The organism is Gordonia sp. NPDC003429 (assembly GCF_053588575.1).
The window spans coordinates 61842-76973 of record NZ_JBSFQF010000018.1 but is presented as its reverse complement, the minus strand read 5'-3'; the positions used below and the strand labels follow the sequence as shown (position 1 = coordinate 76973).

General features: G+C 67.1%; 10 protein-coding genes. All 10 read right to left on the bottom strand.

Annotated elements, in window-relative coordinates; translation table 11 throughout:
- Positions 1 to 442 precede the first annotated feature (442 nt).
- Positions 443 to 1228, bottom strand: a complete 786-nt coding sequence (locus ACWDSI_RS17860; protein ID WP_449757329.1) for an IclR family transcriptional regulator — start codon at positions 1226 to 1228, stop codon at positions 443 to 445.
- Positions 1229 to 1251: 23 nt separating this feature from the next.
- Positions 1252 to 2814 (bottom strand): GMC family oxidoreductase, encoded by a 1563-nt coding sequence (locus tag ACWDSI_RS17855; protein ID WP_449757328.1) that lies wholly within the window; start codon positions 2812 to 2814, stop codon positions 1252 to 1254.
- A gap of 1 nt (position 2815) precedes the next feature.
- Positions 2816 to 4369, bottom strand: a complete 1554-nt coding sequence (locus tag ACWDSI_RS17850; RefSeq protein ID WP_449748416.1) for an APC family permease — start codon at positions 4367 to 4369, stop codon at positions 2816 to 2818.
- A 17-nt stretch (positions 4370 to 4386) separates the two neighbouring features.
- Positions 4387 to 5892, bottom strand: coding sequence for an aldehyde dehydrogenase family protein (locus ACWDSI_RS17845; protein ID WP_449757327.1), 1506 nt, complete (start codon positions 5890 to 5892; stop codon positions 4387 to 4389).
- Complete coding sequence (locus ACWDSI_RS17840) at positions 5889 to 7559, bottom strand: BCCT family transporter (RefSeq protein ID WP_449748414.1); 1671 nt, start codon at positions 7557 to 7559, stop codon at positions 5889 to 5891. The genes ACWDSI_RS17845 and ACWDSI_RS17840 overlap by 4 nt, the downstream gene beginning before the upstream one ends.
- Positions 7560 to 7638: 79 nt before the next feature.
- A complete protein-coding gene (locus ACWDSI_RS17835) occupies positions 7639 to 10092 on the bottom strand; it encodes a GcvT family protein (RefSeq protein ID WP_449757326.1) in 2454 nt (817 codons plus the stop codon).
- Positions 10089 to 10634 carry a sarcosine oxidase subunit gamma gene (locus tag ACWDSI_RS17830; RefSeq protein WP_449757325.1) on the bottom strand — a complete coding sequence of 182 codons (546 nt, stop codon included), beginning with the start codon at positions 10632 to 10634 and terminating at the stop codon, positions 10089 to 10091. The genes ACWDSI_RS17835 and ACWDSI_RS17830 overlap by 4 nt, the downstream gene beginning before the upstream one ends.
- 31 nt (positions 10635 to 10665) lie before the next feature.
- Positions 10666 to 13545, bottom strand: coding sequence for an FAD-dependent oxidoreductase (locus ACWDSI_RS17825; RefSeq protein ID WP_449748411.1), 2880 nt, complete (start codon positions 13543 to 13545; stop codon positions 10666 to 10668).
- Positions 13542 to 13838: a sarcosine oxidase subunit delta gene (locus ACWDSI_RS17820; protein WP_449748410.1), complete on the bottom strand. Its 297-nt coding sequence runs from the start codon at positions 13836 to 13838 to the stop codon at positions 13542 to 13544. The genes ACWDSI_RS17825 and ACWDSI_RS17820 overlap by 4 nt, the downstream gene beginning before the upstream one ends.
- Positions 13839 to 13878: 40 nt before the next feature.
- Positions 13879 to 15129, bottom strand: a complete 1251-nt coding sequence (locus tag ACWDSI_RS17815) for a sarcosine oxidase subunit beta family protein (RefSeq protein WP_449748409.1) — start codon at positions 15127 to 15129, stop codon at positions 13879 to 13881.
- Between the last annotated feature and the right edge of the window lie 3 nt (positions 15130 to 15132).

Here is a 15132-nt window from a genome sequence, read left to right as displayed (position 1 = left end):
CCCACCCATCGAATACGAGACGCGCTACCGTGACACCGTCGCCTCCAAAGCGGAGGTGGCCTAAACCAGGTCTCCATCCGATCCAGGACGGTTCACGGGGTGGCAGCTCAGCCGGCGGGGTGGTTTCGACAGGCTCAACCAGCGGGGTGACGGCTCAACCGGCGGGGTGGTTTCGACAGGCTCAACCAGCGGAGTGACAGCTCAACCAGCGGGGTGGCGGGCTCAACCGGCGGAGTGGCGGGCGCAGCCGGCGGAGTGGTGGGCTCAACCGGCGGGGTGGTTTCGACAGGCTCAACCAGCGGGTGGCAGCTCAGCCGGCGGGGTGGTTTCGACAGGCTCAACCAGCGGGTGGCAGCTCAGCCGGCGGGGTGGCGGGCTCAACCGGCGGGGTGGTTTCGACAGGCTCAACCAGCGGGGTGGCAGCTCAACCAGCGGGGGGACGTCAGGGGCGGTAGCCGAAGCGGCGGCTGAGTTGGTCGGCGGCAGCGACCACGGCGGGGGCGATATCGGGGGCGTGGGCGGGGTCGAGGCGGTAGCGCGGGCCGGAGATGCTGAGCGCGGAGATGACACCCTTGGTGTGATCGCGCACGGGTGCGGCGATCGCCACCAGGCCCACCTCGAGTTCTTCGTCGGCGACGGCCCAGCCGCGTTCGGCGGTCAGTGCGACGTCGGCCACCAATTCGTCGAGATCGGTGATGGTGTGATCGGTGTACCGCTTCAGTCCATCGCTATACATTGCCCGCAACGCCGGTTCAGTCAGTCCGGCCAGCAGAACCTTCCCCGACGACGTGGCATGCGCCGGCGAGGCCTGGCCGACCCACGTCTGCAGTGCGACGCTCGACGGACCCAACGCCTCGACCACGTTGATCGCCTCGGCGCCACTGAGTACCGCGAGATTGGTGGTCTCCCCGGTCTCCTCGGCCAACGCGGTGCAGATGTCCTGGCCGAGCTTGGTGAGATCCATTGTTGCCGTGGTCGATCCGGCGAGACGGACGATGGTGAAACCGATCCGGTACTGCCGGCCACCGGGAATCTGCTCGACGAATCCACGCGCTTCGAGGGAGGCGACGATGCGGGAGACGGTCGACTTGTGCACGCCGAGCCGCACCGACATGTCGGTGATCCCGGCACTGCCGGTCTCGGCGATGAGCTCCATGATCTGCAGCGCGCGATCGACGGACTGCACCGCGGTGCCTGCAGATTTGTCCGGTTCTGGAATGTCGGTCATCGTGCCCGTCACCGTACTCGGCATCAGTGACCCGACCGCATCATGTCCGCGAGTTTCTCGGCCATGGTCATCACCGTGATGTTCGGATTGATCACCGGCAGCTTGGGCATGGCGGACGCGTCCACCACGCGTAATCCCTTCACGCCCTTCACACGCAGCGAAGGATCGAGGACTGCCATGGGGTCGGAGACGGCCCCCATCTTCGCGGTGGCGGCCGGGTGGTAGACGGTGTTGTGCGTCTTGTGGATGTAGTCGATCAGTTCGTCGTCGGTGACCGCATCCGGGCCGGGGGCCAGTTCGCGCGCCACCCAGTCGGTGAGCGAGGCCTGCGCGCCGATCTCTCGCGCAAGTTTGATGCCGGCGAGCATCACCTGCTCGTCGTGGCCGTCGGCGTCGGTGAAGTACCGCGGATCCACCTTGGGGCGGTCGCGGAAGTCACGCGACCGAAGCCGGACGGTGCCGCGTGAGAGACCCTGCGTCACATTGGGTGTCAGGCAGAAGCCGTTCTCGGTGGTCGGATAGCCCCAGCGCAGGGTGTTCATGTCGAACGGCACGCTGCCGTAATGCATCATCAGGTCGGAGTGATCGAGTCCGTCGCGGGTGGTGGCGAACAGGCCGATCTCCCACCACTGGGTCGACTCGGTGACCATCGGCCGTGACGCCTCCCAGAAGACCAGCCCCTCGACGTGGTCGTCGAGGTTGGCGCCAACACCGGGCGCGTCGACACGCACCTCGATCCCCACCTCACGCAGGTGATCGGCGGGACCGATACCGCTGAGCATCAACAGTTTCGGGGTGTCGATGGCGCCGGCGGTGACGATCACCTCGCGTCTCGCCTCGACGGTGTCGTACCCGGTGAGGTCGGGTCGCAGATAACGCACCCCCGTCGCGCGCAGGTCGTCGATGAGGATCTCGCTGATCCAACTGTCGGTGAGGACGGTCAGATTGGGCCGCGATCCCAGGAGCGGATGCAGGTAGGCGTGCGACGAGGACATCCGTTCGCCCGCCTCGTTGGCGTTGATCTGCAGCCACCCGGCGGCGTTGAGGTGCCAATCGCCGCGGTTGAACTGCACCGTGGGCAGACCGACCTTGGCAGCGGCGTCGAGAACCGCACGGCCACAAGGATCATCGGGAGGCACATCCCTTAGGCGCACCGGGCCGTCGTGCCCGTGGGGATAGCCCTGATAGGTGCCGTCGGCCACGTTGTTCTCCACCCGCGCGACGTACGGAAGCACCCCCTCGGGTCCCCAACCCGTGGCGCCGGCGGCCTCCCAGTCCCGCAGGCCTTGTGCCAGCGGCCAGAACGCGATGCACGAGTTGTGCGAGGAGCAGCCGCCGAGCACCTTCGCCCGGGCGTGACGCAGGAAGCTGTTGCCGTGCTCCTGTGGCTCCACCGGGTAATCCCAGTCGTAGCCGGAGTCGAGCAGGTGCATCCAGTCTGCGAGCACCAGGATGGCGGGGTCGTCGACGTCGGACGGTCCGGCCTCCACCAGGCACACTGTGGTGTCGGGGTCTTCCGACAGTCGCGCCGCCAGAACACATCCGGCGGTGCCGCCACCGGCGATGACGTAGTCGTAGGCGGCCATTTCAGAGTCCCCCGCCCAGTGTGTCCGCCGGCGACGGTGCGTGCGCGTGCGAGGCGAGTGTCCCGATGTTGCGGCGTCCCACGGTGAAATACCAGAGCAGGCCGAGTCCGAGGATCACGCCGATGTAGACGAACGCGCCCCACGTGTTGTACCAGGGGGTGCCGTAGACGGCGGCGCGCGGCCAGGCGAGGTTGAGCGCCATCGCGATTCCCCAGACCACCGCGACGACGTTGACGAACGTTCCCCATCGGCCCATGGTGAAGTAGCCGCCGGGGGCGAGGTCGGCGGGTGGCCATTGGCCGCGGAATCGCTTGAGCAGCATCGGTGCCGTGACCATCAGATAGGCCAGATAGATCATGATGATCGCGATCGACGTGAGCACGGTGAAGATCTTCGGCTGGTCGATGTTGATCACCAGGATCAGCACCGCGAGGATGCCGATGACGAATGCGGGGATCACCGGGGTCTGCCGTTTGGTGTCCACTTTGGCGAGGTGCTCGCCGAACGGCAGCGCGTTGTCGCGGGCCATCGCGAACATCAGCCGGATGGCGGCGGTGTGCACCGCGAGCGAACACACGAACACCGCCACCACGATCGCGACGAGGAACACCTTGCTCGCCGGCCCCCACATCACACTCTCCACGATGTACTGCAGGCTGCCGTCGGGCTGGCCGAGTTTGGGATCGTCGAGGTTGGGCGCTGCCATGATCGCGAACACGAGAATGGCTCCGCCGATCACGAACGAGGCGAGGATGGCGCGCAGGATGGCCTTGGGAGCGGTGCGTCGGGGTTCGACGGTCTCCTCACCGAGTGAGCTGGCGGTGTCGAAGCCGTACATCACGTAGCCCGATGCGAGGGAGGCGATGAGGAAGGCGCCGAGGTAGCCGCCGCTCTCGCCGGCCCCATAACCGTTGGTGGAGAAGAACACCTGCGGGCCACGGGTGATGTTGAAGGCCAAGATGATCGCGATCAGCACCGCGGCGATGAGTTCCACGAACACTCCGACGCTGTTGATCAGCGCCATCAGCCGCACGCTCCACGCGTTGATGGCGGTGGTGATGGCCACCAGGATCGCACCCAGGATGACGGCGTTGACAGCGTAATCGGTGGGATCGTTGATGTCGCCGTAGATCTGGAAACCGCTCCACAGTCGTGGCAGGTTGAGCTGCAGCGCCAGCACCACCGCCGAGAGGGTGACGATCGATGCGGTGAGCATCAGCCAGCCCGCCGACCAGCCGACGAGTTGTGTGCCGAGTCGTTTGGCCCAGTTGTAGACCGAACCGGCCACTGGGTACTTCGCGGCGAGTTCCATGAAACACAGTGCGACGCAGAGCTGTCCGACGAACACCATCGGCCACGACCACAGGTAGGCCGGTCCGGCGGTGCCGAATCCGAAGTAGAACAGCTGAAAGGTGCCGGTCAGGATGGAGATGTAGCTGACGCCCGCGGCGAAGCTGGCGAACTTGCCGATGCTGCGGTCGAGGGACTGCTTGTATCCGAAGTCTTCGAGACCGTCGGTCTCGGCAGAAGCCCTCGGAGTCGGGTCGGTGGCCATCGTTCCTCTTCTCGTGGTCAGTCGGTGGTGAACCACTGCGACGCCGACGGCGCGGTGTTGTGCCAGATGTGTTTGGTTTCTTGATATTCCGCGAGACCGGTCGGTCCGAGTTCGCGACCGTTTCCGGACTTGCCGAATCCGCCCCACTCTGCGGCGGGCGTGTAGTAGCCGAAGTCGTTGAGCCACACCGTGCCGTGCCGCAGGCCGCGGACCATACGTTCGCCGAGCGCAGCGTCGGACGTGCGCACGGCGGCGGCCAGGCCGTAAGAGGTGTCGTTGCCCAGGGCGAGGGCTTGATCCTCGGTGTCGAATCGTTCGACGGTGAGGATCGGGCCGAACGTCTCGTCCTGCACGATCTGCATCGTCGCGTCGCACCGGTCGAAGATGGTCGGCGCGAAGTAGTAGCCACCCGGATGTAGGTGGGGGCGATCGGGACGGTCTCCGCCGCAGCGGAGTACGGCACCTTCGTCGAGCGCGATCTTCACGTAGTGGTGCATCTTGTCCAGCTGGGCCTGCGACACCAGCGGGCCGGTCTTGCTGGCCGAGTCGAGACCATCGCCCATCACGATCCTTCCGGCCCGCTCCACCAGCGCGTCGACGAAACGGTCGGCGATCGAGGTGTGCACGATGAGTCGCGTCCCCGACGAGCACACCTGACCTGAGTGCAGGAAGACCCCGGTGAGCACCTGATCGACCGACGACTCCCAGTCGGCGTCGGGAAATACGATGTGCGGGTTCTTGCCGCCGAGTTCGACGGCCACCTTGGTGACGTGGGCGGCGGCGGTGCGGGAAATGATGGTGCCGGTGGCCAATCCGCCGGTGAACGAGATGAAGTCGACCTCCGGGGTGTCGGTGAGGGCGGCGCCGAGCGACGCACCCGATCCCTGCACCAGGTTGAGCACGCCGGGCGGCACACCGGCCTCCTCGCACAACCGGACGAACGCGATGGTCGACAGCGGGGTCACCTCGCTGGGCTTGGCCACCATGGTGCACCCGGCGGCGAGTGCCGGAGCGATCTTCCACGACATCTGCAGCAGCGGATAGTTCCACGGCGCGATCAGAACGCATACGCCGATCGGCTCCCGCACCACGCGGCTGATGACCGCCGGGTTGCCGACATCGACGACCCGATCGGCGGAGGTTTCGATCTGCGCGGCGTAATACCGGAACACCGACTCCACGTCGTCGATGTCGATCTCGCTCTCCGTCAACGTCTTCCCGGTGTCGAGGGTTTCGATCCGGGACAACTCCTCCTTGTCGCGGACCAGCAGATCGGCGATCCGGCGCAACAGCGCCGCACGTTCGGCGACCGGGGTGGCCGGCCACGCCCCGTCGTCAAAGGCCGCGCGGGCCGCGGCCACCGCGGCCGTGGCATCGTGCGGAGTCGCCTCGTCGACGGTGGTGAGGACCTCACCGGTCGCCGGATTGATCAGTTCACGACGACCGTCGTCGGAGGCGGTGCGCCACCGGCCGTCGACGTAGAGGTGAGCCGCGCCGATCAGCGGGCTCTCGAAGCCGGTCATTGTTGTCCGCCGAGGGACCGTTCCCTGCCGGCCGGGGAGGTGGGGGCGTCACCGTTGGGGCTGATGGCCTCGAACTCGCCGGTCTCGATGCGCACGGCCTCCTCACGAATGTGGCGGTCGACCTGCTGGAAGAGCTTGCCGCGCGCCACGATCAGCGGGTCGCGACGCAGATCCAGGTACAACGACACGCACATGCCGATCATCACCAGGACGAACGGGAGCGCGGCGATGATGGCCATCTGCTTGATCCCGTTGAGGCCGTCGTCACCGCTGATGGCGAGCAGCACCGCGGCCACCGCGCCGGTACATACGCCCCAGAACACGGTGACCAGTCGTGTGGGTTCGTGCGCACCGCGCTGCGACAGGGTGCCCATGACCAGCGACGCGGAGTCGGCACCGGAGACGAAGAAGATGGCGACCAGGATCATCACCAGGGCCGATGCCACACCCGTCCACGGCATGTGCCCCAGCACGTCGAACAGGGTGCTTTCGCTGGCGCTGGTACTCGGGTCGAAGGGCAGGATGCCGTCCATGTTCTGCCGGATCGCGGTGCCGCCGAAGATGCAGAACCACAGCAGCGACACGGTGGTCGGCACCACCATCACCCCGATCACGAACTCGCGGATGGTGCGGCCCCTGGAGATCTTGGCCAGGAACATGCCGACGAACGGTGTCCACGACACCCACCACGCCCAGTAGAAGATGGTCCACCCGGCCAGCCAGCTCTCACCGTCGGCGTCGACCGTGGCCGACGAGCGTGCCGAGAACGAGGTGACGTCGTTGGCGTACGCACCGAGGGTGGTGGGCAGCAGGTTGAGGATGAACACGGTGGGGCCGACCACGAAGACGAACACTGCCAGGATGAGCGCGAGCACCATGTTGATGTTGGACAGCCACTGGATTCCCTTGGCGATTCCCGACACCGCCGACGCGACGAACGCGGCGGTGAGGATCGCGATGATCGCGACGAGCAACAGGGTGCCCGGATTGTTGACCCAGCCCACCTTGTTGAGACCCGAACCGATCTGCAGCGCACCGAGTCCCAGCGAGGCCACGGTGCCGAACAGGGTGGCGAAGATCGCGAGGATGTCGATCACCTTGCCGCCCGCACCGTGCGCCGAGCTGCCCAGGAGCGGTTCGAATACCGAACTCATCAGCTGATTGCGGCCCAGCCGGTAGGTGCTGTAGGCGATGGCGAGACCCACCACGGCATACATCGCCCAGGGATGAAATCCCCAGTGGAACATGGTGGTGGCCATGGCCGCCTGCACGTCGTGGGCGGACATTCCCGGTGGTGCCTCGACATAGTGGAACAGCGGCTCGTAGGAGCCGAAGAACATCAGTCCGATTCCCATGCCGGCGCTGAACATCATGGCGATCCAGCTGACCGTGCGATATTCCGGCGCCTCACCGTCCTTGCCCAGCGGAATGCGCCCGTACTTGCTGATGGCAAGGAAGATCGCGAAGATCACGAATCCCGTTGCCGACAGGATGAACAGCCAGCCCAGATTTCCGGTGATCCAATTCAGCACGGTGCTGCCGACGGAGGAGAGGTTGTCGGGCGCCACCAGACCCCAGACCAGGAAGGCGATCACCAGCGCCGCGGTGACCCCGAAGACGACGGGGTCGAGCCTCGGGCGCAGGCGATCTGATGCGGAAATGCTCATCGGTTTCACCTCTTACAGCTTGTGGACGTCTTTGCAGTATCCCCGAACCGTTTGGCCGCTGTGCACCGGTTCGGGGGGTTCAACCGCGGATGCGACTCATGTCGGGATCGACGACGGGAGTGGAAACGATCTCGGCGTCGTACGAAAACCGCAGGTAGTCGACCGAAACAGAGGTGCCGACGGGTGTGTCGGCGGGTAGCCACGCGTAGGCCAGGCAGGCGCCGACGGTCGGCGACCACCCGGCGCTGGTGACGTAGCCGGCCACCTCGCCGTCGATGCACACCGGTTCCTTGCCGAGAACCACGGATGCCGGGTCGGTGAAGCGGAGGGTGCGTAGCGTCATCGGGTTCTCCCGGTCCGACAGCGCTTCCTTGCCGATGAACTCGGCCTTGTTCATGCGGACGGCGAAACCGAGTCCGGCGGCGTCGGGGGTGTGTTCGGTGGTCATGTCGACGCCCGCCGAACGGTACCCCTTTTCGATGCGCAGACTGTTGAACGCGATCCGGCCCGCGGGAATGATGCGGTGTTCGGCGCCCGCGGCGGCGAGCAGATCCCACAGGGCGCGTCCGTGGTCGGCGCTGGTGTAGATCTCCCAACCGAGTTCACCGACGTAGGAGACCCGCATCAGGGTGACCGGGATGGATCCGACGGTGGTGGACAGGCTACGGAAGTACTTGAGTCCGTTGTTGGTGAGGTCGGCGGGCGTGAGCGGCGCCAAAACCTTTCGTGCGAGCGGACCCCACAATCCGACGCAGCAGGTGGCGCCGGTGATGTCGCGAAGCGTGACCGGTGCCGACGCGGTGCCGAGATGCCTTGCGATCCAGTCGAAGTCGACCGGCCCGTTGGCGCCGATCTGGAACACGTCGTCAGCAAGGCGGGCGATGGTGAGATCGGAACGAACACCGCCCTTTTCGTCGAGTATCAGTGTGTAGGTCACCGATCCCACCGACTTGTCGAGGTTGTTGGTGGTGAGGTGCTGCAGCAGTTCGAGTGCACCCGGTCCGGCCAGTTCGAAGCGGGTCAGCGGCGTCATGTCGTACATGGCGACGTTCCGGCGCGTCCAGACGGCCTCGGCCACCGCGATCGGCGACCAGTGCCGCGCCGACCACGAGTCTCGCTCGGGAATCGACAGACCGTCGGCGAGCAGCTCGTCGAGGACGGCGGCATTCGATTCGAACCACGCGGGCCGTTCCCAGAGCCCGGCCTCCCAGAAGACGGCGCCCGCGGCGGCCGCACGGTCGTGAAACGGACTGGTACGCAGTTCGCGCGGCGCCCGTCGCTGGTCATGCGGGTGGATGATGTCGTAGACCTCGACGAACGACTGCGAGCTGGTGGTGAGGATGAAGTCGTCGGTGAGGGCGGCGTCCTCGAAGCGGTAGAGATCGGTCTCGTGCACGTCGACGCCCGGGGTGCCGTCGATGATCCACTCGGCCATGGTGCGCGCCACGCCGGCCGAATGCGTCACCCACACCGCTTCGGCGACCCAAAAGCCGGGCAGTTCCCGGTGTTCACCCATGATGGAGTGGCCGTCGGGGGTGAAGGAGAAGATGCCGTTGAACCCCTCTTCGACCTTCCCGTTGCCGAGTTCGGGTAGAAGCGTGGTGGTTTGGGCCCACGCCTCGTCGAAGTCCTCGGGTGTGAACGTGAGTTTGGACGGCATCGCAAGGGCGGAGACGGTGGGATCGAGTGCGGAGACGTCCGCGGGCATCGGACGGTGTCCGTAGTAGCCGATGCCGATGCGGTCACCGTGCTCGCGGTAGTAGAGGTCGTGATCCTGGTGGCGCAGGATGGGCAACGACGCCTCGGAGAGCGGGGAGTTGATACCGGTACGGGACTCGAGCGGGGTGGTGATGGCGTACTGGTGGGCCATCGGTACCAGCGGGATGGTCAGGCCCACGCGCCGACCGAACTCGCGGCCCCAGAAACCGGTGCAGCACACCACGATGTCGGCATCGACGATGCCGGTGGAGGTGCGGACGCCGCTGACCCGGCCACCCGATTCGACGACATCGACAACATCGGTGTGTGGCCGGAACACGGCTCCCCGTGACATGGCTCTGCGGGCCTGGGCTTCCACGGCGCGCAGCGCCTTGGCCAGTCCGTCGTCCGGGGTGTGCAGGCCTCCGACGAGGCAGTCCGGATCGAGGATCGGGTACAGCGCGGCACATTCGGCCGGTAAGAGGAGTTCGTGGTTCACACCGCGGGAGGCGGCCCATCCCGCCTTGCGGTGCAGGTCATCCCAGCGCTGCTCGGTGGTGGCCACCTCCAGGCCGCCGACCGGATTGAAGCACCAGCCGTCGGGATGCTCGAGCGACGAGAACTTCTCGATGGTGTAGGTGGCGAGTTCGGTCATCGTCCTCGACGGGTTGGTGGCGAACACGAGTCCCGGTGCGTGCGAGGTGGAACCACCGGTGGCGAACAGCGGTCCGCGGTCGAGGACGGTGACGTCCGTGCAGCCGCGGGCGGTGAGTTCGTCCGCCAGCGAGGAACCGACGATGCCGGCGCCGACGATGACGACTTTGGGGTGGGTCATGGGAGGTCCTCTGCGGTGTGGGTGTACTCGGTGGCCGCGTCGATGAGCCACTCGGCGAGGTAGTGAGCGAACGAACTGCGCACCAGAATGGCGAACCCGTCTGTGCTGTCGGAGGATTCGTGCAATCGGTGCAGGAGCACACCGGCCTCGGCGAGAAGCGTGCTGACCGCCCTGTCGGAGCCGAAGGCCTGCGGGGACAGGTCGATGGCGCAGCCGTGCCCGAGGATGGTGGCGGCATGGGGGCCGGTGAGCTCCAACCGGGTGCGCTGTCCGGAGACATCGAGGGCGTAACTGCTCCCGGTGCAGCGGGATTCGATGTCGTGGAGAAGTTGCGGACCGGTGTGGTCGGTGGCGGTCAGCAGCCACTCGTCGGGTCCGAGCCAGATGACCGTGCGTCCTCGGGTGCGTCGGAGCGCGCACACCGGGGGCAACCCGAGTGCGGCGACCGTGCCGGGTTCGGCGGTGCGAACCACCACCTGGGCCAGTGCGGGTGTCTCGATCAGCCCCACCTGCGGAGCGAGGTCGGACATGCGGGCTGCCATGTCCGATAACGTGGTTCGGGGCGAGAGGGTGTCAGCCATCGCGGCGGTCTCCTTCCGGATCGACGAACAACGGTGCGGTGACCTCGACCTCGCACAGGGTGTCGCCGACGGGGACGTCGAGAATGTCGCCGATCCGATCGCGACCGCCCTTGACGAGCGCCAGCGCGAACGTGCGGCCCAGTTCGGCACTGAGGTAGCTGGAGGTGACGTGACCGAGCATGGGTACCGGGGTCGGTGGCAACGTGCGGTCGGGTGTGCGGGCGACGATCTGTGCGCCTTCGGGAAGCCGGGTCCGGCCGTCGACCGGCAGGAGCCCGACGAGCTGCTTTCGGCTCTCGGTGAGATCGGCTGCGCGAGCGAATGATCGCTTACCCAGGAAGTCGGGTTTGCGTTTCGACACGACCCACGACATTCCGAGATCCTGTGGGGTCACCGTGCCGTCGGTGTCCTGCCCGATGATCGGGTAGCCCTTCTCGGCGCGCAGCACGTGCATGGCCTCGGTACCGTACGGGGTGATGCCGAACTCATCACCCGCCGATACCAGTGCACACCAAACGGTTTCGGCGTAGCCGGCGGCGACGTTCACTTCGTACGCCAGTTCGCCGGAGAAGCTGACTCGGCCGATCCGCACCGGAACCGCGTCGGCGAACGTGGTGTCACGCCACTCCATGAACCCGAAGGCGTCGTTACCCACGTCGAGATGGCCGAATACCTTGGCGATCACCTCGCGTGACCGAGGGCCGACCACCGGAAAGGTCGACGTGTGGTCGGTGAGCGAGGTGAGGAACACCGTCAGATGCGGCCACTCGGTCTGATGCCACTCCTCCATCCAATCGAGCACGGCCGCAGCGTTTCCGGTGGTGGTGTAGACGGTGTAGCGGTCGTCGGCGATCCGCATCACCGTGCCGTCGTCGAGCACCATGCCGTCCGGCCCGCACATCACGCCGTAGCGCACCTTGCCCACGGCAAGTGTGCTCATGAGGTTGGTGTAGAGCATGTCGAGAAAGGCGGGCGCGTCGGCACCGGCCACGTCGATGACCCCGAGGGTGGAGCCATCGAGGATGCCGACCCCGCGTCGCACCGCGGTGCATTCGCGCAGTACGGCGTCGCGCATGTCCTCGCCGGGTCGCGGATAGTGCCGTGGACGCTTCCACTGGCCGACGTCTTCGAACACCGCGCCGTGCTCCACGTGCCAGTGGTGCAGCGGCGTGCGGCGAATGGGGTCGTAGAGGTCGCCGCGGTTGCGGCCGGCGAGCGCGGCAAACGACACCGGTGTGTAGGGCGGACGGAACGTGGTGACCCCGGCGTCGTCGAGATCGATGCCGAGCATGTTGGCGACGATCCCGGACGCCACGATGCCCGAGGTCTTTCCCTGGTCGTGCCCGGTGCCGATCGTGGTGTACCGCTTGACGTGCTCCACCGAACGCATGCCGGCACCGAGGGCGCGGGCGATGGCGGCGACCGTGGCGTCGCGCTGGAGGTCGACGAACGACTCGGTTGCGTCGGCGTCGGGTACATACCAGCAGGTGGCGGGTGCGGCCTGGGTGCGGTCGACCACGCGCGGCACCGCGCGCAGTTCGGGCGCCGGTACGCCGAGCGAGCGGAGCGCGTTGAGCCCGCCGCGTCGACCGTCGGTCAGGCAGGCGCCCTCGTGCACCAGTCCGGCTGCGGCCCCGACAATCTCGACCCCGTCGACCGAGCCCGCCGGGAGGAACGCCGACGCGTCGGCGTCGAAGGCGATGGGGCCGCGCAGCTGGCTGTAGAGGTGGACCGCCGGATTCCAGCCACCGCTGACCAGGATCGAGTCGCATTCGACGTGGCGGCCGTCGCTGAGCGTCGCGCCTGTGACGGCGGGGTGGTGGTCTCGACAAGCTCGACCAGCGGGGGGCGCGTCGCCAGCGGGAGGGGCGTCGCCGGCGGGGGACGGGGCGGGGGAGGCGGCGAGGACCGTGGTGCCGGTGAGCACCGGGATACCGAGTCGGTCGGCCTCGGCGCGCAGGTCGGCGGACACCGCGCTGCGGATGTCGACGATCGCCTGCACGCGACTGCCCGCGGCGGCGAGGTCGAATGCCGCGGTGTAGGCGGAGTCGCAGGCGGCGAACACGAGGGGCCGGTCGGCCACACGGACGGCAAATCGGTGCAGGTAATCGGTGGCGGCTCCGGCGAGCATCACGCCGGGAAGGTCGTTGGCGGCGAACACGATCGGCCGCTCGTGGGCGCCGGTGGCCAGGATGATCCACCGCGCGCGGATGCGATGGATGCGTTGGCGCGACACATGCGCGGGCGCGGCGGTGCCGAGATGATCGGTGCGCTGCTCGACGGCGAGGATGAATCCGTCGTCGTAGGCGCCGAATGCTGTGGTGCGGATCAGGCGTGTGGTGCCGGGGTGGGCGTCGAATTCGGCGACGGCGTCGGAGACCCAGGGCGCGGAGGGCGTGGCGCCGCCCGGTTCGGCGCGTTCGTCGACGAGGAGCACCCGCACGCCGGAACGCGCTGCGATGAGGGCCGCCATCATCCCAGCTGCGCCGGCGCCCACCACGAGCACGTCGGGGTGGTGGTGCAGCGAGTCGTATCGTGCGTCGTCGGGAACCATCGACAACGCGCCCTGTCCGGGGACCCCGCGGGCGACGAGCCCCGGGCACAGTTCGACCGTGGTCGCCGGAACCATCGGCTCGATGAACGGTGCGTCGATGCCCACCTGGGCGGTGGCGTCCTCCGACCAGGAACCGGTGATCCCGCGTGGTCGGCCGAGGTTGACACTGGTGGTGATGCCACGAACACCGTTGGCCAGCAACGCCGATGCGAGGGTGTCGCCGCGGTAGCCGGTGTAGGTGTCGCCGTCGAAGGTGAACGCGATCGGGCTGGTCCGGTCGATGCGTCCGCCGGTCGGCTGCCGAAAAGGTTGGCTCATCGGGTATCTCCGGAGTCGCGGTGATCGGTGAGCGGGCGTGCCGGGGTGGTGGCGCCGCTGAAGGCGTAGGTCACGGTGTCTCGGCGGACGGTGAACCACTGGCGGCAGCCGGCCGAGTGACACCACCGTTCGGCGAGTTCTCCTTTGGGGTTGGGGCGGAAGAACAGATACTGCGACCACTGGGTGTCGTCGAGTGCGGAGGGGTCGGGCGGGTAGGCGACACCGGACGCCGCGCCATAGTGGAACTCGACCTCTTCGCGTGGGCCGCAGTAGGGGCAGGAGATGAGTTGCATCGGTGAGTCTTTCGGTTCTCGGTGCGGACGACGGTCGGGGTCAGTGGGCGACGGCGGCGGCACCGTGCTCGTCGATGAGCGCGCCGGTGACGAAGCGGTCGAGCGTGAACGGGGCGTTGATCTGGTGCGGGTCACCGGTGGCGATGGTGTGCGCCAGGCACCACCCGACACCGGGAGTGGCCTTGAAACCGCCGGTGCCCCAACCGCAGTTGAGATAGAGGTTGCGGTAGGGGGTGGCTCCGATGATGGGAGAGGCGTCGGGGGTGACGTCGACGATGCCGCCCCAGGTGCGCAGCAGGCGCGCGCGGCCGAACACCGGGAACAGCTCGACGGCGGCGGCCATCTGGCGTTCGATGATGTGGAACGCGCCGCGTTGTCCGTAACCGTTGTAGGAGTCCACGCCGGCACCCATGACGAGTTCGCCCTTGTGCGCCTGTGACACGTAGACGTGAACGGCGTTGGACATCACCACCGTCGGGTGGATGGGTTCGAGCAGTTCGGACACCAGCGCCTGCAGCGGATGGCTTTGGATGGGCACGCCGAAACCGAGTTGGTCGGTCAGTGTGGAGGTGTGTCCGGCGGCGCAAAGCGCCACGGTACCCGCGCCGATCCGCCCCTGGGTGGTCTCGACGGCGGTGACTTTGCCTCCATCGGTGACGAATCCGGTGACCTGACAGTTCTGGATGATGTCGACGCCCGCATTGCTCGCCGAGCGTGCGAATCCCCAGGCGACGTAGTCGTGTTTGGCGATGCCGCCGCGCTGCTGGAAGGTGGCGCCGTGGACGGGATAGCGGATCGACGGAGAGACGTTGACGATCGGGCAGACGTCGGCGACCTGTTTGGGGTCGAGCCACTCGGCGTCGATGCCGTTGAGCCGGTTGGCCTCCACGCGGCGGATGCTGTCGCGGACGTCTTGTTCGGTGTGCGCGAGGTTGAGAACGCCGCGCTGGCTGAACAGGATCGGGTAGCCGAGTTCCTCCTCGAGACCTTCCCACAGCTTCAGGGAGTGTTCATAGATGCCCGCGCTCTCGTCCCACAGATAGTTGGACCGGATGAGGGTGGTGTTGCGGGCCATGTTGCCGCCGGCGAGCCAACCACGTTCGAGGACTGCGACATTGGTGATGCCGTGGTTGCGGGCGAGGTAGTGCGCGGTGGCCAGTCCGTGTCCACCGCCGCCGACGATCACGACGTCGTAGGTGGACTTGGGTTCGGGGGTGTGCCACAGGAAATCGGGGTGAGCAGGCAGATCGGCGCCGGGAGCGGTTGCGGGGGAGTCTGTGTGGGGTGTCATCGG

Coding starts and splice junctions, on each gene's coding strand:
- ACWDSI_RS17860 (WP_449757329.1), bottom strand. CDS start 1,228: ATGACCGACATTCCAGAACCGGACAAATCTGCAGGCACCGCGGTGCAG.
- ACWDSI_RS17855 (WP_449757328.1), bottom strand. CDS start 2,814: ATGGCCGCCTACGACTACGTCATCGCCGGTGGCGGCACCGCCGGATGT.
- ACWDSI_RS17850 (WP_449748416.1), bottom strand. CDS start 4,369: ATGGCCACCGACCCGACTCCGAGGGCTTCTGCCGAGACCGACGGTCTC.
- ACWDSI_RS17845 (WP_449757327.1), bottom strand. CDS start 5,892: ATGACCGGCTTCGAGAGCCCGCTGATCGGCGCGGCTCACCTCTACGTC.
- ACWDSI_RS17840 (WP_449748414.1), bottom strand. CDS start 7,559: ATGAGCATTTCCGCATCAGATCGCCTGCGCCCGAGGCTCGACCCCGTC.
- ACWDSI_RS17835 (WP_449757326.1), bottom strand. CDS start 10,092: ATGACCCACCCCAAAGTCGTCATCGTCGGCGCCGGCATCGTCGGTTCC.
- ACWDSI_RS17830 (WP_449757325.1), bottom strand. CDS start 10,634: ATGGCAGCCCGCATGTCCGACCTCGCTCCGCAGGTGGGGCTGATCGAG.
- ACWDSI_RS17825 (WP_449748411.1), bottom strand. CDS start 13,545: ATGAGCCAACCTTTTCGGCAGCCGACCGGCGGACGCATCGACCGGACC.
- ACWDSI_RS17820 (WP_449748410.1), bottom strand. CDS start 13,838: ATGCAACTCATCTCCTGCCCCTACTGCGGCCCACGCGAAGAGGTCGAG.
- ACWDSI_RS17815 (WP_449748409.1), bottom strand. CDS start 15,129: ATGACACCCCACACAGACTCCCCCGCAACCGCTCCCGGCGCCGATCTG.